18 protein-coding genes and 1 riboswitch are annotated in these 22,840 nt (G+C 70.8%); of the genes, 14 read left to right on the top strand and 4 right to left on the bottom strand.

Annotated elements, in window-relative coordinates; translation table 11 throughout:
- Positions 1-188: 188 nt before the first annotated feature.
- The 3 genes from P696_RS0111800 to P696_RS0111815 all read right to left on the bottom strand — a co-directional run bounded on the left by P696_RS0111800 (position 189) and on the right by P696_RS0111815 (position 5,507).
- A complete protein-coding gene (locus tag P696_RS0111800) occupies positions 189-2,054 on the bottom strand; it encodes a sensor histidine kinase (RefSeq protein WP_026412499.1) in 1,866 nt (621 codons plus the stop codon).
- 1,376 nt (positions 2,055-3,430) lie between these two features.
- On the bottom strand, positions 3,431-4,786 hold the full coding sequence (locus P696_RS0111810; protein WP_245627622.1) for a purine-cytosine permease family protein: 1,356 nt from the start codon (positions 4,784-4,786) through the stop codon (positions 3,431-3,433).
- Positions 4,776-4,892, bottom strand: a riboswitch (TPP riboswitch). (Overlaps the previous gene by 11 nt.)
- 279 nt (positions 4,893-5,171) lie before the next feature.
- Positions 5,172-5,507, bottom strand: coding sequence for a rhodanese-like domain-containing protein (locus P696_RS0111815; RefSeq protein ID WP_034484508.1), 336 nt, complete (start codon positions 5,505-5,507; stop codon positions 5,172-5,174).
- Between the two features lie 218 nt (positions 5,508-5,725).
- Here P696_RS0111815 and P696_RS0111820 point away from each other — a divergent pair, with 218 nt between their 5' ends.
- The gene (locus tag P696_RS0111820; protein ID WP_245627623.1) at positions 5,726-6,172 is read left to right on the top strand and encodes an SSI family serine proteinase inhibitor; all 447 of its coding nucleotides are present in this window, start codon (positions 5,726-5,728) and stop codon (positions 6,170-6,172) included.
- A gap of 458 nt (positions 6,173-6,630) precedes the next feature.
- Here P696_RS0111820 and P696_RS0111825 read toward each other — a convergent pair whose 3' ends face one another.
- On the bottom strand, positions 6,631-7,494 hold the full coding sequence (locus P696_RS0111825; protein ID WP_026412504.1) for an Fpg/Nei family DNA glycosylase: 864 nt from the start codon (positions 7,492-7,494) through the stop codon (positions 6,631-6,633).
- 409 nt (positions 7,495-7,903) lie between these two features.
- On the opposite strand from P696_RS0111825, the gene P696_RS0111830 reads away from it, so the two are divergent.
- From P696_RS0111830 to P696_RS0111895, 13 genes are all read left to right on the top strand, one after another.
- Positions 7,904-8,107 carry a heavy-metal-associated domain-containing protein gene (locus P696_RS0111830; RefSeq protein WP_026412505.1) on the top strand — a complete coding sequence of 68 codons (204 nt, stop codon included), beginning with the start codon at positions 7,904-7,906 and terminating at the stop codon, positions 8,105-8,107.
- Positions 8,108-8,196: 89 nt separating this feature from the next.
- Complete coding sequence (locus P696_RS0111835; protein ID WP_026412506.1) at positions 8,197-9,123, top strand: hypothetical protein; 927 nt, start codon at positions 8,197-8,199, stop codon at positions 9,121-9,123.
- Positions 9,124-9,215: 92 nt separating this feature from the next.
- Positions 9,216-11,483 carry a heavy metal translocating P-type ATPase gene (locus tag P696_RS0111840; RefSeq protein ID WP_026412507.1) on the top strand — a complete coding sequence of 756 codons (2,268 nt, stop codon included), beginning with the start codon at positions 9,216-9,218 and terminating at the stop codon, positions 11,481-11,483.
- A 321-nt stretch (positions 11,484-11,804) separates the two neighbouring features.
- A complete protein-coding gene (locus P696_RS0111850; RefSeq protein WP_026412508.1) occupies positions 11,805-13,052 on the top strand; it encodes a class I SAM-dependent methyltransferase in 1,248 nt (415 codons plus the stop codon).
- Positions 13,049-13,822, top strand: coding sequence for a glycosyltransferase family protein (locus tag P696_RS0111855; protein WP_026412509.1), 774 nt, complete (start codon positions 13,049-13,051; stop codon positions 13,820-13,822). The genes P696_RS0111850 and P696_RS0111855 overlap by 4 nt, the downstream gene beginning before the upstream one ends.
- A 384-nt stretch (positions 13,823-14,206) precedes the next feature.
- Positions 14,207-14,848: a PIG-L deacetylase family protein gene (locus P696_RS0111860; protein ID WP_026412510.1), complete on the top strand. Its 642-nt coding sequence runs from the start codon at positions 14,207-14,209 to the stop codon at positions 14,846-14,848.
- A gap of 9 nt (positions 14,849-14,857) precedes the next feature.
- Positions 14,858-15,874, top strand: coding sequence for an NAD-dependent epimerase/dehydratase family protein (locus P696_RS0111865; protein ID WP_026412511.1), 1,017 nt, complete (start codon positions 14,858-14,860; stop codon positions 15,872-15,874).
- A complete protein-coding gene (locus P696_RS0111870) occupies positions 15,871-17,142 on the top strand; it encodes a DUF4910 domain-containing protein (RefSeq protein ID WP_026412512.1) in 1,272 nt (423 codons plus the stop codon). Before P696_RS0111865 ends, P696_RS0111870 begins: the two co-directional genes overlap by 4 nt.
- Positions 17,139-18,179 (top strand): hypothetical protein, encoded by a 1,041-nt coding sequence (locus tag P696_RS0111875; RefSeq protein ID WP_051467393.1) that lies wholly within the window; start codon positions 17,139-17,141, stop codon positions 18,177-18,179. Before P696_RS0111870 ends, P696_RS0111875 begins: the two co-directional genes overlap by 4 nt.
- Entirely contained in the window at positions 18,176-19,687 is a 1,512-nt protein-coding gene (locus P696_RS44900; RefSeq protein WP_051467395.1) for a lipopolysaccharide biosynthesis protein, read from the top strand. The genes P696_RS0111875 and P696_RS44900 overlap by 4 nt, the downstream gene beginning before the upstream one ends.
- 5 nt (positions 19,688-19,692) lie before the next feature.
- Entirely contained in the window at positions 19,693-20,604 is a 912-nt protein-coding gene (locus P696_RS0111885; protein WP_026412514.1) for a glycosyltransferase family 2 protein, read from the top strand.
- A gap of 137 nt (positions 20,605-20,741) precedes the next feature.
- Entirely contained in the window at positions 20,742-21,992 is a 1,251-nt protein-coding gene (locus tag P696_RS0111890) for a hypothetical protein (protein ID WP_026412515.1), read from the top strand.
- Positions 21,993-22,002: 10 nt separating this feature from the next.
- A complete protein-coding gene (locus tag P696_RS0111895; RefSeq protein ID WP_026412516.1) occupies positions 22,003-22,731 on the top strand; it encodes a hypothetical protein in 729 nt (242 codons plus the stop codon).
- Positions 22,732-22,840 lie beyond the last annotated feature (109 nt).

The following is a 22,840-nucleotide window of genomic DNA, read 5'->3' on the forward strand; positions in this document are numbered from 1 at the left end:
GGTGCCGAGTAGCGCGGTGCGCGGTGCCGAGTAGCGCGGTGCGCGGTGCCGAGTAGCGCGGTGCGCGGTGCCGAGTAGCGCGGTGCGCGGTGCCGCGTAGTTCTGTGCGGCGTCGTAGATGAAGGACTGCGGCGCGTCCTCCTTGGTGAAGTCGTGGGTGTAGCCGCTCTCCAAACCGGATCCGGGGGTTAGGGAGTGCGGTTGAGGGTCAGGCGCATGCAGGTGCCGGGGCCGTGGGTGGCGGGGTGGGCGGTGATGGTGCCGTGCTGGGCCTCGGTGAGGCGTTTGACGATGTAGAGACCGAGGCCGATGCCGCCGAAACGGCGGCGGTCGCCGGCTTCGCCTTGGACGAAGCGCTCGAAGATCCGTTCGTGGTCGCCGGGGGCGATGCCGATGCCCTCGTCGGTGACGGTCACGATCAGGTTGCGGCCTTCGGCGCGGGCGCGGACGCGGACGACGCCGCCGTCCGGGGAGTACTTGAAGGCGTTCTCGAGGAGCTGGCCGAGGACGATGTCGGTGGCGAGCGCGTCACCCTGGCAGGACGGCAGCTCGGGGTCGAGTTCCAACTCCACACGGTGCAGCGGGGACAGGGAGCGGAACCCTGCGACGACGCCGGTGATGACGTGCGCGAGGTCGAAGGCGTCGATGGTGACGGCGAGCTCGTCCGCGCCGGCGCGGGAGCCGAGCAGCAGGTGTTCGACGAGGCGGGCCAGGGACTCGGCGCGGTCGGCGATCGTGGCGACGGCGGCGCGGCGGTCGGGGTCAGGGAGTTCGTCCCAGCGGTTGACGAGCGTGCTGGCGAAGCCGCGCACGACCGTGATCGGGGTGCGCAGCTCGTGGCTGGTGGTCGCGAGGAACAGGTCCTTCGCCTCCTCCAGCGCCTTGGCCTCGGACACGTCGCGGAAGTCCACGACCAGCTCGTCGGTCTCGGCGACCTCGGCGGCCAGCACCTCCAGCCACACTCCGGACGGCAGTCGCAGCGTGCGGATGCTCCCGGGCGCGGGCGCGTCGAACGGCAACGGGCCGCCGAGCGCCTGCTCGGTCGGGACACCGGTGAGGCGGGTCGCCGCCGGGTTCCACTGGCAGACCAGGCCGTCCCGGTCGAGCACGGCGATCCCGTCCGCGCTGGCGTCGATCACCGCCCGCTCGTGCGCACGCTGCCGGACGGCCTCGGCGAAGGCGACGGCATTCCCGACGGCGACTCCGGCGTGCCCGGCGAGCAGCTCCAGCAGTTCCAGCTCGGTGTGGCCCGGCCGACGGCCGGAGAACAGCGCGTACAGCGCGCCGTACGGCCGGTTCTGCAGGTACGACAGGCCGAGCGTGATCGTGTGCAGGCCGGGCAGCTCCGACCAGATCAGGTCGCCGAGCCGTCGCTCACCACCGGCGAGCTTGACCGTCTTGCCCGTCCGCAGCAGCTCCCCGACCAGACTGGACCGCAGGTCGGCGGTCGCGCCGCGCATCCGTTCGGGCAGCCCGGTCAGGCTGACCAGCCGCAGCCGCTCGCCCTCGATCCGGACGAACCCGGCCGCGTCGGCGCCGGTCAGCTCGATCAGCGCCGCGGTGATCCGGTCGAGCACCACGGCCAGGTCGAGCTCGGCGTTCAGGTCGGCGACGATGTCGTTCAGTCGCCGGACCAGCCGGGCCCGCTCGGCCATGTGATGCTGCGCGACCTCGTCCTCCTCCACCGGGTGGTAGACGCCGACCCAGCCGAGTGGATCGCCGTGCGCGTCCCGGAGCAGGCTCGTGTCGATCCGGACGTCGATCAGCGTCCCGTTCCGGCAGAACCGGCGCGTGGCGATCGAGATCCGGCCGGTGTCGCCCTCCCCGGCACGCCGCGTGAGCAGCCGCTCCTGCACCGCGTTGTGCTCGGCGGTCAGCTCGTCCGGCACGATCGGGGGGACCCGCCCCATCATCTCGGCCGCCGTCCAGCCGAACATGCGCTCGGCCGCCGGATTCCACACCGTCACACGGTGCTCGTGGTCCACGGCGACGATCGCGTCGGCGGCGCACTCGATGACGGCGCGCGCGATCGGATCGTGAACCTGGAGCTGCACGCCCTCATGCTGCCATCGCATCACCTCGTCCTGCCGGGCAACCGCCCCTGAAAGGTCTCACCGCACCGCTCTCCCACTTCGAAAACCATCACCCCCTTCCCTCACACAGGCCCCGTCCATTCCCCCGCACAACATCCAGTCTCCGTCCCGCCAGGCACCGAGGAAAGCCAACCAGCGATCTGTGGATAACCGCCGAATCCGCAGCTCAGAGCACTTGTGGCAACGGGCTTAGCTTCCCCGTCCTAGTCCACCGGCCCCGTCCGCCGCCGGCGCGGGCCCTACCACCACCCGCCGCCGGTGGCGCCTATCGCCGTCGGCAAGGGCATGGCGATGGTCCTCGAGCGCCTGTCCTGACCGTCCGGCCGGACGCGCCGCTCCCCGCCTACGTCGTCGGCATCTCCGCCGTGCGCCATGTGGTCCAGGTCCGTCCGGCCGCGGCCGCCAAATCGGAGCAGGGAGCGGACGGGACGCTGGAGGCGCCCTACGACCGGCTGGTGGTGGGCGTCCCCCAAGCGTGGATCTCACACGAGTCCGCGCAGAACGCCGCACGCGCTCCTGGCCTCAGGCCGCCGACCCGGTCTGCCGGTGGCGTCCGCGGTGTCACGGCTGTTTTCGCCGCCGTCCGTCGCCGATCGCAGCGGTCCGCCGCAGACCGCAGGCGCGCTACCGACCGCCGCGCCTCCCGCCTCGCTTCAGCCCCAGGCCACGCCACGCCTCGGCTCCACACGTTGCCGCGCCTCGCCGCGCCTCGCCTCGCCTCGCCGCGCCATGCCACGCCTCGCCTCCACGCCTCGCCGCGCCAGGCCATGCCGCGCCACGCCGCGTTGCGCCGCGCCAGGCCGTGCCGCGCCACGCCGCGTTGCGCCGCGTCAGGCCAGGCCGCGTCAGGCCGCACCGCGCCAGGCCGCGCCACGTCGCATCGCGACACGTCGCGCCGCGTCACGCCGCACCGCATCGCGTCACGCCGCATCGCGCCGCGCCAGGCAGCGCCGCGTCAGGCAGCGCCGCGCCGCGCCAGGCAGCGCCGCGCCACGCCGCGTTGCGTCACGTCAGGCCAGGCCGCGCCAGGTGGCGCCGCGCCGCGCGTCGGCTGTGCGCCTCGCCTTGCTTTGGCTTCGCGCCTTGCGGCGGTTCGCTGCGGGGTTGTTCGTCACGGACCTGCGGCAGGGGCGCGTTGCAGCGGGCCCCAGATGTGGGATCGGGCTCCGCGCGCAGGCTTGAGCTTCTTGTCTCGGCCTGCGCTGCGGCCCGCGCCACGGTGCGGGCCGCGCAGCGTTGGGTGCCCTGGGTGCGGGTCTCACGGCGCAGGCTGGGGCCTTGTTCAAGGGGCTTTGCGTTGGGTTCTGCGCGTTGCGGGTGTTGGGCGTGGGGTGGGGTTAGGCGGGGGTTTCGGGCTTGGGGCGGGTCAGGGGGGCCAGGAGGAGGGCGGCGCCTGCGGCGACCAGGAAGGAGAAGAGGGAGGCGCTCATCCAGGAGGCGGGGGTGAAGTGGAGGGCCTTCTGGACGTCCTGCCAGAGGTCGGTCCAGTGGGCGACGGTGCCGGGGTTGATGAGCTGGTAGACGACGATGCCGGCGAGCCAGGCGACGATCATGTTCCAGCGGGCGGGGGCGGAGCGGGCGGTGTTCCAGCCGCGTCGGCCGCTGCCGAGGAAGAAGTCGGCGGCCAGGACGCCCAGCATGGGGACGAAGACCGAACCGATCAGTGACAGGAATCCGGCGTAGTCGTTGATGTCCAGGGCCAGCGCGAGAACCGTGATCAGGACGCCCAGCGCGACCGACAGGACGCGGCGGTCGGCGCGTGGGACGAGGTTCTGGATCGACACGGCCGTGGAGTAGACGTTCGCGAAGGACTGGTCGGCCTCACGCAGGACGAAGATCGCGAAGATCAGCGCGCCCAGCGTGACGTGCAGGAACGGGTCGTAGATCCGGGACGAGTCGCCCGCGACCAGGGCCAACGCGAACAGGCCGAGCACGTAGGCGATGATCTGCGTGATCGAGTAACCGACCGTGGCCGCGCCGAAGGCGGCGCGCTGCGTCCGGGAGTGGCGGGTGTAGTCGGCGGCGACCGGGACCCACGAGATCGACACCGCGAGCGCCGCGTCCGCGCCGATCCAGAACCCGTTCCAGGAGCCCCGGTTCAGGTCGGGCAGCGGCTCACGCAGCAGCTGGACGTAGAAGTAGACCAGCGCGACGCAGACCGCGACCGTCACGTAGCGGCGCAGCATCCGGACGGATCCGAGCGGCCAGATCGTCAGGACGGTCGTGATCACACCGGCGGCGACCACGTAGACCCAGCGCGGCACGCCGTCGTAGAGGGCCTGGGCCGCGCCCGCGATGGTGATCAGTTCGAAGGTGCCCCAGCCGATCAGCTGCGCGACGTTCAGCAGGGTCGGCAGGTAGGACGGCCGGGCCCCGAACAGTCCGCGCAGGAGCACCATCGCGGGCTGGCCGGTGCGCGCGCCGGGGACGGCGGCCAGGCCCAGCATCAGGCCGCCGATCACCGTTCCGACGATCATCGCGGTGATGCCCGCCATGATCGAGATGGTCGGCTTGCCGTCCTCGGTCGGCGCGAGCACGGTGTACGCGCCGGAGAACGCGAGGAGGCTGACGCCGAGGTTGGCCCAGAACGCCGACTGGTCCCAGAAGCCCAGCACCCTGGGCGCGGGCTGGTCGAGGGTGTACGGGGCCTCGTCGCGCGGGGCGTCGACGGACTTCGGTTGCACAGCGGACACTGCACGCTCCCTACGCCGGCATTACCCGGACAGGTTCATGCGGTCGGCGGCGCCGCGTTCTGCCGCCCTCTCAGCCCGGTTGGCCCGAGCTCCCGCGGTGTTCCGTTAAGACGGGCAAATGGTACATCGAACGTTCCAGGGAGTGGAACGCCCAGGGATCCGCCTTTTTTCGCGGCCCTGGCAAGCCCGACCACATGCCCCGCCGAGCCCGGCCCTCGTCCTCACCCAACTCCCCCAACCCGCATAGGCGCAGCGCTCGTGAAGCCACGGAGATGCGGAGGGTTCGATTCGCTCGGCGGAGGTCCGCGCAGGGGAGAGTGTCCCCCGCCCGCTCGACGGGGCGGCCTCCTCGTGTCGGCGCGGGGCGGGCAGGGGGAGTGCGGGGTTAGGCGATGTGTGGGGGTGCGTCGGTGTGGCCGTCCATGGGGCGGCCTGCCTCCAGCCAGCGCTTCATGCCGCCGGTGACGTTCTTGGCGATCCAGCCGGCCTGGTTGAGGGCGACGGTGACCTGCGCGGACCGCATCCCGGACCGGCACACGACGTAGATCTCGCGGTCGCGGGGGATCTCGACGGCGCGGTCGCTCAGCTCGCCCATCGGGATGTGGACCGCGTCGGGAGCGTGCCCGGCGTCCCATTCGTACTGTTCCCGGACGTCCAGCAGGTACGCGTCTTCCGGTACCTCGGCAGCGTCCACGGCCGGGACGTCGTTCCCGAAGTTCATCCGAACCTCCCAAAAGGCCCCCGCCGCGTGGGTCGGGGACGTTCGCAACCTACAGATCCGAGCACGAATCCCATCATGCTCCAGGACCTTCCATGTCCCGCCGCCCGTCCGCCACACGCAGACTCACCCCTGCGTCCCGGACGTCGCGCACCGCGGCGGCCGGAATCGCAGGGAACCGTCCGGACGGCTGTAACGTCGAATCGTCTATGCGGTATCGGATGCTCCTTTTCACACCGGCCGCCCTGGCTCTGGTGATGTCGGCCGCCGCCTGCGGTTCCGAACACGCCAAGTCGGGGACGTCGGTGACCCCGCCGAAGGACCAGGTCGCGCCCAGCGGCTCCTCCGCGAACCACCTGACCGTCAGTGTCCGGGCGTCCGCCCAGGCTCCCGCCAAGACCTGGACCCTGACCTGCGATCCCACGGGCGGCGACCTCCCGAAGGCTGCTCAGGCGTGCACGGCCCTGGCCAAGGCCCCGGACGCCTTCAAGCCCGTCCCGCCGGACATGATGTGCACCAAGATCTACGGCGGTCCGGAGGTCGCCACGGTCAAGGGCACCTGGCACGGCCAGGCGATCGACACCAAGTTCACCCGGACGGACGGCTGCCAGCTGGCCCGCTGGAGCAAGGTCGCCCCCCTCTTCGGAGGCGTCCCACCCGTCCGCTGACGACCCCGCCCGCCTGCTGACGGCCCCGCCCGTTCGCTGACCGCTCCGCCTGATGGCCCCGTCCGCCCACCTGACGGCCTGGCCCTTCCGCCGCCGGGACCCGCCGGACGGCCTGGCCCGTCCACTGGCGGGCCACGCTGGACAGCCCTGCGCACGCCGGATGGTCCTGCCTGCCGGATGGCCCGCTTGCTGGCGGGCCCGCCGGACGGCCCTGCCAGTCCGCCTAACAGCCCGGCCGCTGGCGGGCCCGCCGGACGGCCCTGCCTGGAGGACGGCCTTGCCGGTCTACCTGACGGCTCGGCCTGTCCGGGGACGTGGCGGCGCGTCTGTTGAACATGCTCCCTACCCACCCCGCCAACCCCCGGCCGCGTCCGCTCCCAGCATGGGATCGGGGCGCGGTCGGCTCACGTTCGGCCTCAGGCGTCCCCGAAGCTCGCGGCCGCACCGCGCGGAGGGGGCTACTTGAGGAGGCGGGAGAGGCGGCGGTCGGCCAGGGGCTTGCCGCCGGTCTGGCAGGTCGGGCAGTACTGCAGGGACGAGTCGGCGAACGAGACCTCGCGGATGACGTCGCCGCAGACGGGGCACTTCTCGCCGGTGCGGCCGTGGACGCGGAGGCCGGTCTTCTTCTCGGCCTTGAGATCCTGCGCGGCGAGGCCCTCGGAGCGGGCGACGGCGTCGCGAAGGGTGTCGATGACGGCGTCGTAGAGGGTCTGGATCTCCTCGTCGGTGAGGGAACCGGCGATCTTGAAGGGCGACATCTTCGCGACGTGCAGGACCTCGTCGGAGTAGGCGTTGCCGATGCCCGCGACGATCTTCTGGTCGCGGAGCAGGCCCTTGATCTGGGTGCGTTTGCCCCGGACGATGCCGGCCAGCGTGTCGACCGTGAAGGACGCGGCGAGCGGGTCGGGGCCGAGTGAGGCGACGCCCTCCACGTCGGACGCGTCGCGCACGACGTAGACGGCCAGGCCCTTCTTGGTTCCGGCCTCGGTGAGGTCGAAGCCCGAGCCGTCGTCCAGGTGGACGCGCAGGGCGAGCGGGTTCTTGCCGCCGGGACGGACGGGCTTGACGGGCACCTCGTCACGCCAGCGCAGCCACCCGGCGCGGGCCAGATGGACGACCAGGTGCAGCCCGTCCGCGTCGATGTCGAGGAACTTGCCGTGCCGGGCGACGCCGGTGATCGTGAGCCCGCCGAGGGAGGTGACCGGCGGGTCGTAGGTCTTGAGCGCGGAGATGGCGAGAACATCGACGCGTGCGACGGCGTGGCCGACCGCGCGTTCCCGCAGGAACGCGGCGAGCGACTCGACCTCGGGAAGCTCGGGCATGCTTCACAGTATCCGAGGACGGCCGTCGTCCACAGCGCTGTGGAAAGCTGTGGAAAACCCTGTGCACGGCGTCGGTAACCTCGGCGCGAGGGACGTTCGCGCCGGATATACCTTGGCAAATGCCCCCGTTCCGACGACCGCGCGCGGCGGCCGGGGCGCGGGGCATGTGGATAACCGGCCCGCCAGGGGCCGTCCGGGGACCCTCTGAGGCCCACCGGGCAGGCCGTCCGGGCGGCGCGGGACGGCGGGACGTATCACCAGATATCCCAGCAATGTGATGCAGGTCTCGCAATAACCCCTAGGGGGTAGGGGTTGCGATAGGTGTGACCCTGTGGCAGCATAAGGGCCACGAGATACCCCCAGGGGGTACCTCGAGGACAGCGAAAACGAGCACCGAGGAGTCAGGGACATGAGCACCGCCACCTACACCGTCACCGGAATGACCTGCGGCCACTGCGTCGGCTCGGTCAAGCAGGAGGTCGGCTCGATCAGCGGCGTCAGCGACGTCCAGGTGGAGCTGGCGAGCGGCAAGGTCACCGTCACCAGCGAGGCGCCGCTGGACGACGCCGCGTTCCGTGCCGCCATCGACGAGGCCGGATACGAGGTCGCCTGACCCGGTGAGATCGGTGCCGCGGCGGCCGTCCGAGTGAGGGACGCCGCGGCACCGGCCGCCGCCGGGACGGGCCGAAAGGACGGATGACGATGAGGACGACGACGAGAGTCGGCGCGTACGTGCTGGGCCTGGCGGCCGTCTTCGGCGGCGCGCTGGGGATCGGAACGGTGACCGGATCCGTGGGCGCGAAAGCGGAGACGGGACACCACATGAACACTGAAAGCGGGGACGAGATGAGCGGCGAGCACGGCGGACACGGCGGACAGGGCGGCGCGCACGGCGGACACGGAGGCGGCGGGGGTACCCCCGGGGGGCTCCTGGTCACGGACGGCGGCTACACGCTGGCCCCGCAGACGACCACCGTCACCCCGGGCCAGAAGACCGACTTCCGGTTCACCGTGAACGGGCCGGACGGCAAGCCGGTCACCCGCTACACCCCGCTGCACGGCAAGGACCTGCACCTGATCCTGGCCCGCCGGGACCTCTCGGGCTTCCAGCACCTGCACCCGACCGCGGTCGGCGGCGGAGTCTGGTCCGTCCCGATCACGCTGACGGACGCGGGTGCGTACCGCTTCTTCACCGACGTGCAGCCGGTGGGCGCCGAGAAGCAGCTCACCCTCGGCACCGACGTCTTCGCCCCGGGCGACTTCCAGCCCAAGGCCGTCCCGCAGCCGGAGCTGACCGCCAAGGTCGACGGTTACGAGGTCACGCTGAAGGGCGAGCTGAAGCCGGGCCAGCCGAGCCCGCTGACCCTGACCGTCAGCAAGGACGGTCAGCAGGTCACCAACCTGGACCCCTACCTCGAGGCGTACGGGCACCTGGTCGCGCTGCGCAGCGGCGACCTCGCCTACCTGCACGTCCACCCCGAGGGCGAGCCCGGTGACGGCAAGACCAAGCCCGGCCCGGACATCACCTTCGACGCCGACGTCCCGAGCGCCGGCACCTACCGCCTCTACCTGGACTTCAGCCACGAGGGAACCGTCCGCACGGCCGAGTTCACCGCCGTCGCGAAATAGCCCGTACCCCTAACGCCCGACCAACAGACCTCACCCCCCAAGACGCGTAGCAGCGGAAGCGCGGACGCGCCGGAACCGCGAAAGGAGCAGCGATGGCCACCACAGCCCCTCCCTCAGGCCACATCGAGCTGGCGATCGGCGGGATGACCTGCGCTTCCTGCGCCGCCCGCATCGAGAAGAAGCTCAACCGGATGGACGGTGTCACCGCCACCGTCAACTATGCGACCGAGAAGGCCACGGTTCAGTTCCCCGAGGGGGTGACCGCCGATGACCTGATCGCCACCGTCGTGAAGACCGGCTACACCGCCGAGCTTCCGAAGCCGCCGAAGGGCTCCGACTCCGGTGCGGACGCGGACGCCGAGCCCGCGGACGAGCTGAAGCCGCTGCGGCAGCGCCTGATCACGGCGCTGGTGCTGTCGGTCCCGGTGATCGCGATGGCGATGGTCCCGGCCCTGCAGTTCAAGAACTGGCAGTGGATGTCGCTGGTCCTGGCCGCGCCCGTGGTCGTCTACGCGGGCTGGCCGTTCCACCGGGCCGCCTGGACGAACCTGCGGCACGGCGCCGCGACGATGGACACGCTGGTCAGCGTGGGCACGCTCGCCGCGTTCGGCTGGTCGCTGTGGGCGCTGTTCCTCGGGAACGCGGGCACGCCGGGCATGAAGCACGGCTTCGAGTTCTCGATGACCCGCTCGGACGGCTCGTCCAACATCTACCTGGAGGCGGCGGCCGGCGTCATCGCCTTCATCCTGGCCGGACGGTACTTCGAGGCGCGCTCCAAGCGGCGCGCCGGGGCCGCCCTGCGCACCCTGCTCGAGCTGGGCGCCAAGGACGTCGCGGTGATCCGCGGCGGCGCCGAGCAGCGCATCCCGATCGACCAGCTCAACGTCGGCGACGTGTTCGTCGTCCGGCCCGGCGAGAAGATCGCCACCGACGGTGTCGTCGAGGAGGGCACGTCCGCCGTGGACGCCTCCCTGCTCACCGGCGAGTCGGTGCCGGTGGAGGTCTCGCCCGGCGACGCGGTGGTCGGCGCCACGGTGAACGCGGGCGGACGGCTGCTCGTCCGCGCCAGCCGGGTCGGCTCCGACACCCAGCTCGCGCAGATGGCCAAGCTGGTCGAGGACGCGCAGACCGGCAAGGCCCAGGTGCAGCGCCTCGCGGACCGGCTCTCCGGGGTGTTCGTCCCGATCGTGATCGCGCTCTCCATCGCCACGCTCGGCTTCTGGCTCGGCACGGGCGACGGCGTCGCCGCCGCGTTCACCGCCGCGGTGGCCGTCCTGATCATCGCCTGCCCGTGCGCTCTGGGCCTGGCCACTCCGACCGCGCTGATGGTCGGGACGGGCCGGGGCGCCCAGATGGGCATCCTGATCAAGGGCCCGGAGGTCCTCGAGTCGACCCGCAAGGTGGACACCGTCGTCCTGGACAAGACCGGCACCGTGACCAGCGGCCGGATGGCGCTCGTCAAGGTCGTCGTCGACTCCGCCGCCGAGACCGACGAGAAGCAGGTCCTGCGGCTGGCCGGGGCGCTGGAGGACGCGTCGGAGCACCCGATCGCCCAGGCGATCGCCAAGGGCGCGACCGAGAAGGTCGGCGACCTGCCCAAGGTGGACGACTTCGGCAACATCGAGGGTCTGGGCGTCCAGGGTGTGGTGGACGGGCACGGCGTGCTCGTCGGCCGGCCGAAGCTCCTCGCGGAATGGGAGCAGCACCTGACCCCCGAGCTGGAGAAGGCGATGTCCGAGGCGGCCGAGCGCGGCGAGACCGCCGTGGCGGTCGGCTGGGACGGCAAGGCCCGCGCGGTCCTGACGGTCGCGGACCAGATCAAGCCGACCTCCGCCGAGGCGATCACGCAGCTGCGGGCGCTGGGCCTGCGGCCGGTGCTGCTGACCGGTGACAACGAGGCGGTGGCCCGGACGGTCGCCGACCAGGTCGGCATCGACGAGGTGATCGCCGAGGTCATGCCCGCCGACAAGGTGGACGTGGTCAAGAAGCTGCAGGCCGAGGGCCGGACGGTCGCGATGGTCGGGGACGGTGTCAACGACGCCGCCGCCCTCGCCCAGGCCGACCTGGGCCTGGCGATGGGAACCGGCACGGACGCGGCGATCGAGGCGTCCGACCTGACCCTGGTCCGCGGCGACCTGCGGTCGGCGGCCGACGCGATCCGGCTCTCCCGCAAGACGCTCGCCACCATCAAGGGCAACCTGTTCTGGGCCTTCGCCTACAACGTGGCCGCCCTGCCGCTCGCGGCGACCGGCCTGCTCAACCCGATGATCGCGGGCGGCGCCATGGCCTTCTCGTCGGTCTTCGTGGTGAGCAACAGCCTCCGCCTCCGGCGGTTCCGCGCACTCACCGGGAACGCGTGACAACGGGTTCCCCGAGCGCCTGACACCGGGCGCGCACAAGGAGGTCCGGCCCTTCGGGGCCGGGCCTTCTTCGTTGTGTTCTCCGGACGGTTGATCCGTGCGGTTCGGAGGGGGCGGGGATGCCGTTCTGGGGCAATTCCGGATAGGCATCCGATCAACCCGTAGGTCGCCTTATTCCGGCCTTGGTCACTATCTGTGGCCGCTTGTGGTCAGACCCGTTGAGAACGAAAGATCGCTGGTCATGCTGGGGTCGTTCGTCGGGGACGAGGCGCCGGAGCGGGCCGGGAGAGCGGTCGCGCGGGGGTGGCGCGGGGGGTGGCTGTGAACGATCCGAGCAGTGGTGTGGGCGAGTGCCGTCTGTGCGGCGCGAAGGACCTGGCGAGCGTCGTCGACCTCGGGGCAACGCCGCCGTGCGAGCTGTTCCTCACCGTGGACCGGCTGGACGCGCCGGAGATGACCTACCCGCTGCACCTGCGGGTGTGCCGGGAGTGCCGGCTGGCGCAGCTCCCGCCGCTGATCACGCCCGAGGAGACGTTCACCGAGTACGCGTACTTCTCGTCCTACTCCGACTCGTGGGTGCGGCACGCGAAGGACTTCGTGGACGCGGCCGTCGAACGGGTCGCGCCGCGCTTCGTGGTGGAGGTCGCCAGCAATGACGGATACCTCCTCCGGCACGTGGTCGAAAAGGGCGTCCGGTGCCTCGGAATCGAACCGTCCGCGAATGTGGGCGAGGCGGCCCGGGAGAAGGGCGTTCCAACGCTGACGGAGTTCCTGACCGAGGAGTCCGGGCAACGGGTCAGGAACGAGCACGGACCCGCCGATCTCGTCGTGGCGAACAACGTCTACGCGCACATTCCGGATGTCGTCGGGTTCACCAAGGGGCTTCGCGCGCTCGTCGCGGACGACGGATGGGTGTCGATCGAGGTCCAGTACCTCGCGACGCTCATGGAACTCGGCCAGTACGACACGATCTACCACGAGCATTTCCAGTACTACACGGTCGCGTCCGCGCAGCGCGCGCTCGCGAGTGGCGGACTGGTCCTGGTGGACGTCGAGCTGCTGCCCACGCACGGCGGTTCGATTCGCCTGTGGGCCCGTCCGGGCGGTGAGCCCAGTGCGCGCGTGCACGAGCTGCTGCAGAAGGAACGCGAACAGGGCCTGCACAGTGACGAGGGCTATGAGGCGTTCGCGGAGCGCGTCGCCAAGGTGCGGCGCGATCTGCTGAAGTTCCTCATAGCGGCGGCTGATGAAGGCAAGACGGTCGTCGGGTACGGGGCTCCGGGCAAGGGCAACACCTTGCTGAACCACTGCGGCATTCGTTCCGACCTGCTCGCCTACACGGTCGACCGGAATCCGTACAAGCACGGACGGTTCACTCCCGGGACGCGGATTCCGATACTTCCGCCTGAGCGGATCGCGGAGGACCGTCCGGACTACGTGCTCGTCCTACCGTGGAACCTCCGGGACGAGCTTTCCGAGCAGCTCGCCTATGTGAACGCCTGGGGCGGACGGCTGGTCTTCCCCATCCCCGAACTGGACGTCGTGCAGGTCGGGGAGGTCGAGGCGTGAAGGTCGTCCTGTTCTGCGGGGGCCTCGGCATGCGCATGCGCACCGGCACGCCCGGCGACGTCCCCAAGCCGATGCAGCTGGTCGGGCCGCGTCCGCTGTTGTGGCACGTCATGCGGTACTACGCGCACCACGGGCACACCGAGTTCATCCTGTGCCTCGGCCACGCGCCACACCACATCAAGGACTTCTTCCTCCACTACTCGGAGACGCACTCCAACGACTTCCGCCTGCGCGACGGGCGCGTCGAGCTGCTGTCCACCGACATCTCCGACTGGCAGATCACGTTCGTGGACACCGGGGCCGAGTCGCCGATCGGCGAGCGGCTCCGGCGCGTCCGGCCCCATCTGGACGGGGACGAGATGTTCCTCGCCAACTACGCCGACGTGCTGTCCGACGCCCCGCTGCCGGACATGATCGACCGGTTCGCCGCGTCGGACGCGGGCGCGTCGATGATGGTGGTGCCGCCGACCGACTCGTTCCACTGCGTCGAGCTCGGCGCGGACGGGCGCGCGTCCGGCATCGTCCCGGTCACCGAGATGCCGGTGTGGATCAACGGAGGCTACTTCGTCCTCCGCCAGGAGGTCTTCGACCACATCCCCGAGGGCGGCGACCTCGTCGCGGACGGCTGCGCGGCCCTCGCCAAGACCGGCGGGCTGCTCACCTACCCCTACCGGGGGTACTGGCGTCCGACCGACACCGTGAAGGAGCGCCTCGCGCTGGACGAGGCGTACCGGCGCGGCGAGCGCCCCTGGGCGGTCTGGGAACGGTGACGCGGCCCGCTGCGGCCTCGCTGTCGCCGCACGTTGGAGAGGCGTTTCGGCGCACGTTGGAAGGGCGCTTCGGCGCGACGGGACGGCCCTCCGGCTCGCGACGAGCCTGGACGGGCGGAGGGAACCGCGGCTCAGACGGGCCGTGGGGTGCTGTGAGACCCCGCGTCTCGGGCGAGGCGTGGGGTGCTGTGGGGCCTCGCGTCTCGAGCGAGGTGCGAGGTGGTGTGGGGCCTGGCGTCTCGGGTGAGGCGCGGGGCTGTGTGTGGGGCTTCGCGGCTCGGGTGAGGCGCGGGGCGGAGGTGCCGGACGGGCCCGGGGCGGGGCACGGCCGGTCGGACGCGGCCGCGGCCGGGGGGTGGCGGCGGTGACCGGGACGAGGAGACGATGATCAGACTGACGCCGGGCCACTGCTCGGAGATCCTGCTGCTCGGAGCGCACTGCGACGACGTGCCGATCGGGGCGGGCGGGACGCTGCTGCAGCTGTGCCGGGCCAACCCCGGGCTGAGCGTGCGGGCGCTCATCCTGTCGGGCGCCGGGACGGTGCGCGAGGCCGAGGAGCGGGAGGCGCTGGACGCGTTCTGCCCGAAGGCGCGGCTGGAGGTGGCCGTCCTCGACATGCCGGACGGCCGGCTCCCCGCGTACTGGGAGCGCACGAAGGAGGCCCTGGAGGAGGTGCGGCGCGGCTGCGAGCCGGACCTGATCCTCGCGCCGTCCGCGACCGACGCCCACCAGGACCACCGCGGCCTCGCCAAGCTCGTCCCGACGGTCTTCCGCGACCACATGACGCTCGGCTACGAGATCCTCAAGTGGGAGTCGGACCTCCAGCAGCCCGAGGTGTTCGTGCCGCTGGACGAGGCCGTGGTCGCCGAGAAGATCGACCTGCTGCACCGCTCCTACCCCTCCCAACACGATCGTTCCTGGTTCGACGAGGAGACGTTCCGCGGCCTCGCGCGCGTGCGCGGGGTGCAGGCGGGCGTCCGCTACGCCGAGGGCTTTCACACCAGCAAACTCACCCTCCGATTCTGAGGAGCTGCCGTGCGCGTCCTGCTCACCGGCCATCAGGGATATCTCGGCACGGTCATGGCGCCCGTGCTGACAGCGGCCGGGCACGAGGTCACCGGCCTCGATTCCGGGCTGTTCGCCGACTGCGTGCTCGGGCCGGCCCCGGACGACCCGCCCACGCTGGCCGTCGACCTCCGGGACGTCCGGGCCGAGGCCCTCGCCGGGTTCGACGCGGTGGTGCACCTGGCGGCGCTGTCGAACGATCCCCTGGGGTCGCTGCGCCCGGAGATCACCTACGACATCAACCACCACGCCGCGTCCCGGCTCGCCGGGCTGGCCCGCGAGGCCGGGGTGCGGCGCTTCCTGTACGCCTCGACGTGCTCGGTGTACGGCGCGAGCGGCGACTCGCTGGTGGACGAAGACGCCCCGCTCCGCCCCGTCACCCCGTACGCCGAGTCCAAGGTACGGGTCGAGGACGACATTTTCGGGCTCGCCGACGACGACTTCTCCCCCGTCTCGCTGCGCAACGCGACCGCGTTCGGGTTCTCGCCGCGGCTGCGCGCCGACATCGTGCTGAACAACCTCGTCGGGCACGCGCTGCTGTCCGGGGTGGTGAAGGTGCTGTCGGACGGCACTCCATGGCGTCCGCTCGTGCACGCGCGCGATATCGCCACCGCGTTCGCCGCCGTCCTGGACGCGCCGCGTGAGGCGATCCATGCGAAGGCGTTCAACGTGGGGACCGAACGGAACAACCTTCAGGTCGCGGAGATCGCGGAACACGTGCACGAGGCCGTTCCTGATGCCGAGCTGGTCATCACGGGGGAGACGGGAGGGGACCCGCGTTCCTACAGGGTGGACTTCGCGCGCATACGAGAAGCGCTTCCCGGGTTCGACTGCGCCTGGTCCGTCGCGGACGGCGCTAGGGAACTGGCCTCGAAGTACCGCGAGCACGGGCTGACACAGGAGGTGTTCGACCGCCGCTTCACGCGCCTCGCGCGCCTGGCCGACCGCCGTGAGGCGGGCACGCTCGACGAGAACTTCAGGTCATGACACCGGACGAGATGCATGCTCTGGTGGAGCGGCTGTACCCGCTCTGCCGGAGCATCACCGGGGACGGCGTCCGGCGCACGCTCGACATCGTGGGGGAGCACCTGCCGTCCCTGCGCGCGCACGAGGTTCCGACCGGGACGGACGTGCTCGACTGGACGGTCCCCCGCGAGTGGAACATCCGCGACGCCTACATCAAGGACGTCGCGACAGGGGAGCGCGTCGTCGACTTCCAGGCCCTGAACCTCCACGTTGTCGGTTACAGCACGCGCGTGCACGAGACGATGACGATGGACGAGCTGGCGCCGCACCTTCACACGCTGCCCGACCAGCCGTCGCTGGTCCCCTACAGGACGAGCTACTACGCCGAGACGTGGGGTTTCTGTCTGAGTGAGGAGACCCGCGCGTCCATGGGGGACGGCCCGTTCGAGGTCTTCATCGACTCCACCCTGGAGGACGGTCACCTCACCTATGGCGAGGCCGTCATTCCAGGAAGCAGCGATAGGGAAGTGCTGGTTTCCTGCCACGTCTGCCACCCGTCCCTAGCGAACGACAACCTGGCGGGGATCGCGGTGGCGGTCGCATTGGCACAGCGACTTCACACGCCGCGCCACACCTTCCGCTTCATCTTCGCGCCGGGAACCATCGGGGCGATTACGTGGCTGGCACGAAACCGGTCACGTGTGGACGCCATCGCGCATGGGCTGACCCTCGCGTGCGCAGGAGACGAAGGCCAGATTCATTACAAGCGGAGTCGGCGCGGCGACGCGTCCATAGACCGGGCCTTCGAGCAAGTGCTGCGCGGGCGTCCGCATACGGTTCTCGACTTCTCCCCCTACGGGTACGACGAGCGCCAGTACTGCTCCCCCGGATTCGACCTGCCGGTGGGCTCCCTTACGCGGACTCCGTACGCGCGGTATCCCGAGTACCACACGTCCGGGGACAATCCCTCGTTCGTCTCCCGCGCGGCCATGAGCGACACCCTCGAAACGCTCTGGCAGGCCGTCCAGGTACTGGAGCGCGACCGGACTTACCTGAACCTCAGTCCCTTTGGCGAACCCCAGTTGGGACGCCGTGGCCTGTACGGGGCCCTCGGGGGACGCAGCGACACCGAGCAAGCCCAGATGGCGATGCTGTGGGTGCTGAACCAGTCCGACGGGCTGCACAGCCTCCTCGACATCGCCGACCGATCCGATCTGCCGTTCGCCATCGTCGCCGACGCCGCCGACGCCCTGCGCGACGCCGGACTCCTCAAGGAGCTGGAACCATGACCGAGCTCAGGACCGGGCCCGACGCCGGGCGGAAGGCCGGCTTGAAGGCGGGCGACGTCGTCGAGGTGCGCGGCGCCGAAGAGATCCTCGCGACGCTCGACGAGCGGGGCGAACTGGACGGCCTGCCGTTCATGCCGGAGATGCTGGCGTACTGCGGGCGCCGGATGACCGTCCACAAGGTCGCGCACAAGCTCTGCGACACGATCAGCCGTTCCGGCATGCGGCGTATGGAGAGCGCCGTCCACCTCGCCGAGGCGCGCTGTGACGGGTCGTCCCACGGCGGCTGCCAGACCGCGTGCTCGCTCTATTGGAAGGATGCCTGGCTCAAGCGCGTCGAACCCGGCGCCACCGCGGAGCCGATGCCCGAGGAGCCGGTGCCAGCCGAACAGGACGAGGGCGTGCGCAAGCTGCTTCCCTTGCTCGAGGTCAACACGCGCAAGGAACCGGACGTGGACGGCGGGGTCCGCTACTCGTGCCAGGCCACCGAGCTGCTGCGCGCCGCGCCGGAGCGCGTCGGTGTGAAGAACGTCGGCCAGTTCGTGGACGACGTCCGCACCGGCAACAACACGATCGGCGAGTCCGTCAGGGCGTTCCTCATCGGCGGATACAACCGCTACCAGGACATCACGCGCGCGCGTCTGCCGAAGCCATTGCTCATCAACAAGGGCCTGCGCTGGGCCCTCTTCGAGGGAGCCGTCGACGGTCGCACTCCTGTGGAGACCCTCGATCTCAAGCCGGGTGAGCTCGTCCGCATCAAGTCGCGTGACGAGATCATCAAGACGCTCAACAAGGACCTGCTCAACCGCGGCATGGGCTTCGAGAACGAGATGGCCCGCCACTGCGGCAAGACGGCTCGCGTGCGCGCGCGAGTGGAGAAGGTCCTGGACGAGCGCACCGGACGTCTCCTCACCATGAGGACCCCCTGCATCATCCTCGAGGGGTTGGTTTGTGAGGGGGCCTACAACTTCAACTGCCCGCGCGAGTTCGTCCCCTTCTGGCGGGAGATCTGGCTGGAACGCGTCCAGGACGCGCCTTGAGCGATGACGCTGGGGCCGTCGTCGATGACGGCGAGGCTGCTGAGGGGTCGCTGGGCGCTAAGACGCGGCGGGGGCTGAGCTGGAGCCTGCTGGGGACGGTCGGGACGAAAGCCGGTTCGTTCGCGCTCAACCTCGTGCTCGCGCGGTTGCTCGCGCCCAGGGACTTCGGGGTTTTCGCCATCGCCCTAGCCGCATGGGCGTTCCTCATCCACGTGAACGACGCGGGCATCATCGCGGCGGTCGTGCAGTGGCGGGGGAAGCTGGAGGAGATGGCGCCCACGGCGGCCGTCCTCGCATTCGTTTCCAGTGCGCTCGTGTATGTGGCGTGCTGGTTCGCGGCGCCGTACTACGCGGATCTGGCTGACAGCGAGGCCGCGACTGGGCCGATCCGTTTGCTGTGCCTGGTTGTCGTGGTGGACGGGATCACGGCCGTCCGCAGCGGCTCCCTCATGCGCGCGTTCAGGCAGGACACCCTCGTCAAGGCGAACCTTGTAGGGCTCGTGTGTCAGGCGCCCGTCGCGGTCGTCCTGGCACTCGCGGACTACGGGCCCTACAGCTTCGTGTGGGGACAGGTCGTCTCCTCCGTCGTCGCGGGCGCGCTCATCATGAAGTGGGCGGACGTCCCCGCGACGTTCGGCTTCGACCGGGCCGTCGCGCGGCGGCTGCTGCGCTTCGGGCTGCCGCTCGCCGCGTCCCTCGGCATCGAGTCCGTGCTGCTCAACGCGGACTACGTGATCGTCGGGCACGTCCTCGGGACGGTCGCGATCGGCTACTACATGATCGCGTTCAACGTCTCGAGCTGGGTGCCGACGCTGATCGGGCAGGCGATCCGGTACGTGTCCACGGCCACGTTCTCGCGGCTCGCCGAACGGGACGACCCGGACTCGCTGTCCGACGGCGTCCGCCGCGGCCTGCCGCTGCTCCTGGCGTTCGTGTTCCCGGCGGCCGTGCTGCTCGCGACGCTCGCGAAACCGCTCCTGACCTTCCTGTACGGCGCGCGGTGGACGCCCGGCGCGGTCGTCCTCGGGTTCCTCGCCGTGCTGATGGCCGTCCGGATGGTCACGTCGCTGACCTTCGACGTGCTCACCGCGGCCGGACGGACCCGCGCGACGATGTGGCTGAACCTCGCCTGGGTCGTCGTGCTCGTCCCGGCCCTGCTCGCCGGGGTGCGGTGGGACGGGATCCGCGGCGTCGGCGTCGCGCACGCGCTGGTCGGCGTGGGCGTCGCGCTGCCGCTCGCGCTCGCCGCGCTGCACCGGGCGGGCGTCCGGCTCGGCCCGGCGGCGCCCGCGATCGCCCGTCCGGCCGCGGCCGCCGCCCTCATGGCGGTCGCCGTCCTCGGCGCCGACCACGCGGTCACGGCGGCGTTCGGGCAGGTCGCGGTGGTGCGGCTCGTCGTCGCCGGTGGCCTCGGGCTCCTGGTCTACCTGCTGCTCGCCGTCCCGAAGAACGCGTTCCTGCGCGTCGCGCACCGACTACCGATCCCCGCCATGTCCAAGGAGGGCTGACCGTCATGCCGCTGGTGACCATCGCGCTGCCCGTGCGCAACGCCGGGGAGCGGATCGACCGGGTCGCCCGGTCCGTGCTCGGCCAGGACCACCCGGACCTGGAGTTCCTGATCTGCGACAACGCGTCCGACGACGACACCGGCGACCGCTGCCGCGCGCTCGCCGCCCGCGACCCGCGTGTCAGGTACCACCGGCACCCGGAGAACATCGGCATCCTGCCGAACTTCATGAGCGCGAGCCGGCTGGCCTCGGGGGAGTACTTCCGCTGGGTCAGCGACGACGACGTGCTGGAACCGACCCTGGTGTCCCGGTCGCTGGAGGTCTTCGGCGAGGACGGGCGGCTGGTGCTCGTCACGTCCCAGACGTCCTACACGAGCGACGAGGGCGTCGTCAGCACGTCCCCTTTCACCGAACGCGGGCTCGCGTCGGACGACCCGCTCGTGCGCTTCAAGGCGATGCTGCGGCTGCTCAACTCGAGCCATCTCCTCATCGACCCGCTCTACGGCCTTTTCCGCCGGGACGTATTGGTGGCCCTGCCGCGCCGGAACATGCTCCGAGAGGACGAGGTGATGGCCACGAAACTCGCCCTCGCCGGACCCTGGGGACACGTGTCCGAGGTGCTCGCGCACCGCCATTGGAAGACCGAGAAACCGGGCGTTCTCGCCCGTCGCCTTGGCGTCCCGTCCTGGCAGGCGCACTGCGCGACGACCCTGGAATGCCTGGAGATCCACCGGTGGGTGGACGATCCCGGAAACACCCCGGAACTGACGGACGAGCAGCGCCGCCGCGCGCGAGCGGCGGTCCGCGCGACCTGGGCCCGCCGGGAACGCCGTGTCGCCGGACACAGAGCGCGGAAAATGGCCCGGCTCGCGACCGGCGCGATACGCGGTGATCTGGGGTTTTCCACAGGCCGATAGTGGCCATGGCGACACCTGGACCGATGAAAACCGGGCCACCCGGATGCACGATGACAGCGTCATCAATTGCCGGGGCATGGAGACGCGGCGAAGCCGACCACCGCCCTCGTCCTGACGAGGGCCCACCGGGGGCATACATGGGTTTCTGGAAGACGATCCTGGGCATAGCCCGGAACCGGCTGATCGGGCCACCCGTCGTCGTGCTCGGCCTCGGCGTCGGGGCTCTCGTGTTCGTCCTGACGCCGGTCACCTACGTCTCGTCCAGCCTGCTCGTGCTCACCACCCCGTCCGCGGGCGGCCTGGAGGACCCGAACCGCCCCGGCTGGACGACCAACCCGCTGCTCCAGTTCAACGACGGCCTGAAGACGACCGCCGCGATCCTCATCCAGGCCGCCGGGACGGACGACGCGCTCGCGAAGATGGGCGTCGCGAAGGGCGGGGCCACCAAGGTCGTCATCAACGACGGCACCAGCAACGGCAAGGTCATGACCGCGAGCCAGACCGGCCCGTTCATCTTCGTCCAGGTCACGAGCACGCGCGAGGACGAGGTCACCGGCGTCGTCCACAACGCCGAACAGCACCTGCGCGATGATCTGGTCAACCGCCAGCGCACTCTGGGCGCGCCGAAACAGACCTATCTGATGCTCACCGAGGTCGTCCCGGCGTCGTCCCCGGTCGCGCAGAAGACCCAGAAGTTGGAGTTCTCCGGCGCCGCCTTCGTGGCCGTCGTCGGCCTGGGCTTCGGCATCGCCTACCTCGGTGCCCGCCGCCGGGCCCTCCGCGAGGCCGCCGCCGAAACCCCGTACGACTTCTACTACGGCACCACCACGGATTCCGTTTCCCTCCGTCCGGCCCGCCGTTCCGCCCTCACACCCTCGCCGGTTGCCCGCACGCACCTGGAGGGAGACTCCTCGTCCCAACAGGTTCCGGCCGTCCCGCAGTCGCCGAACGGTTCGTCCCCGCCCGCGCCGAACGACTACGGTCTTCCCCTTACGGGCGACCCCACCGAAACCGTCCGCGACCTGCCCGTCCCTGCTTCACACGAGAATGAGCGTCCGCACGACGCGAAGCGCCCGCGCGCGCATGAGCAGACCGATGAGCGTCCCGATGGCGGCGACCAGCCCGGCGAGGACGTCCGTTCCCGTGAACAAGGGCAACTGCGCGCGCACTGGAGCGAACCGGCGCACGGTGACGAGCGCGTCCGTGAGCTTGACGACGCGTTCGAGGACGACAGCGTGGCGCAGGCGGATCGCGGGCACCGGGGCGATCGCGGGACGAAGGCGCGGCAGGGCCCGGCGGCGTTCGAGATCCTCGGCGCCGAGGCGGCGGCGCGGGAGCGGGAGACGGGCGAGGAGTCCGAGGACGCGCCCGCCCCGCGGGTGAGGTGAGCGCGGCGCGATGGATTTCTGGAGCACGCTGCTGGTGCTGTTCCGGCGCTGGTACCTGACCGTCCCGGCGTTCGTGCTGTCGCTCGCGATGGCGAGCGCGGTGTTCGCGCTGACGCCGTCGCACTGGGTCTCGACGTCGGTGCTCGTGCTGTCCAGCCCGAAGAACGGCGGCGACATCACCGTTGACCAGCGCAAACAACCCAACCGGAACCCGCTGCTGATCTACGAGCGGGGGCTGAGCGAGACCGCCGCGATCCTGATCCAGATTCTCGGGTCGCCCGAGATCGGGCAGCGGATCGGCGCGACCCCGGGCGGCGCGACGCAGGTCCAGGTGGGCAACGGCAGCAACAACCCCGAGCTGCTCGACAACGGCAGCCCGTTCATCTACATCCAGGTGGACAGCACGTCCCAGTCCGCCGCGTTCGACACCAACACCAAGCTCGTCCAGGAGGCCCAGCGCGTCCTGAACGAGCGCCAGCACTCCCTGGGCGCTCCCCCGGCCACGTTCATCACGATCAGCAGCGCCGTCCCGCCGACGACCCCCGTCGTCCAGCGCAAGGGCAAGAAACGCGCCGCGGTGGCCTTCATGGCCTTCTCCGTCATCGTCTCCCTCACCCTCGCCTACGGCGGCGAGAGCTACGCCCAACACCGCCGTCGCCGCCGAGAGGCCGCCGGCCCCGCCCCGTCCCCACCCCGCCGCCGCCCCACCCCAGAACCCGAACCCGCCGGAGGGCACTAACCGTGCCCAACGACCCCACCCCCACCAGCCGGCCCCCCTCCTCCCCTCCCCCCAAAGCCAACCGCCCCCACCCCAGGCCAAGAACAGCCAAGAACCCACCCAAACCAGC

Source organism: Actinomadura oligospora ATCC 43269 (assembly GCF_000518265.1).
Taxonomy (GTDB): Bacteria; Actinomycetota; Actinomycetes; order Streptosporangiales; family Streptosporangiaceae; genus Spirillospora; species Spirillospora oligospora.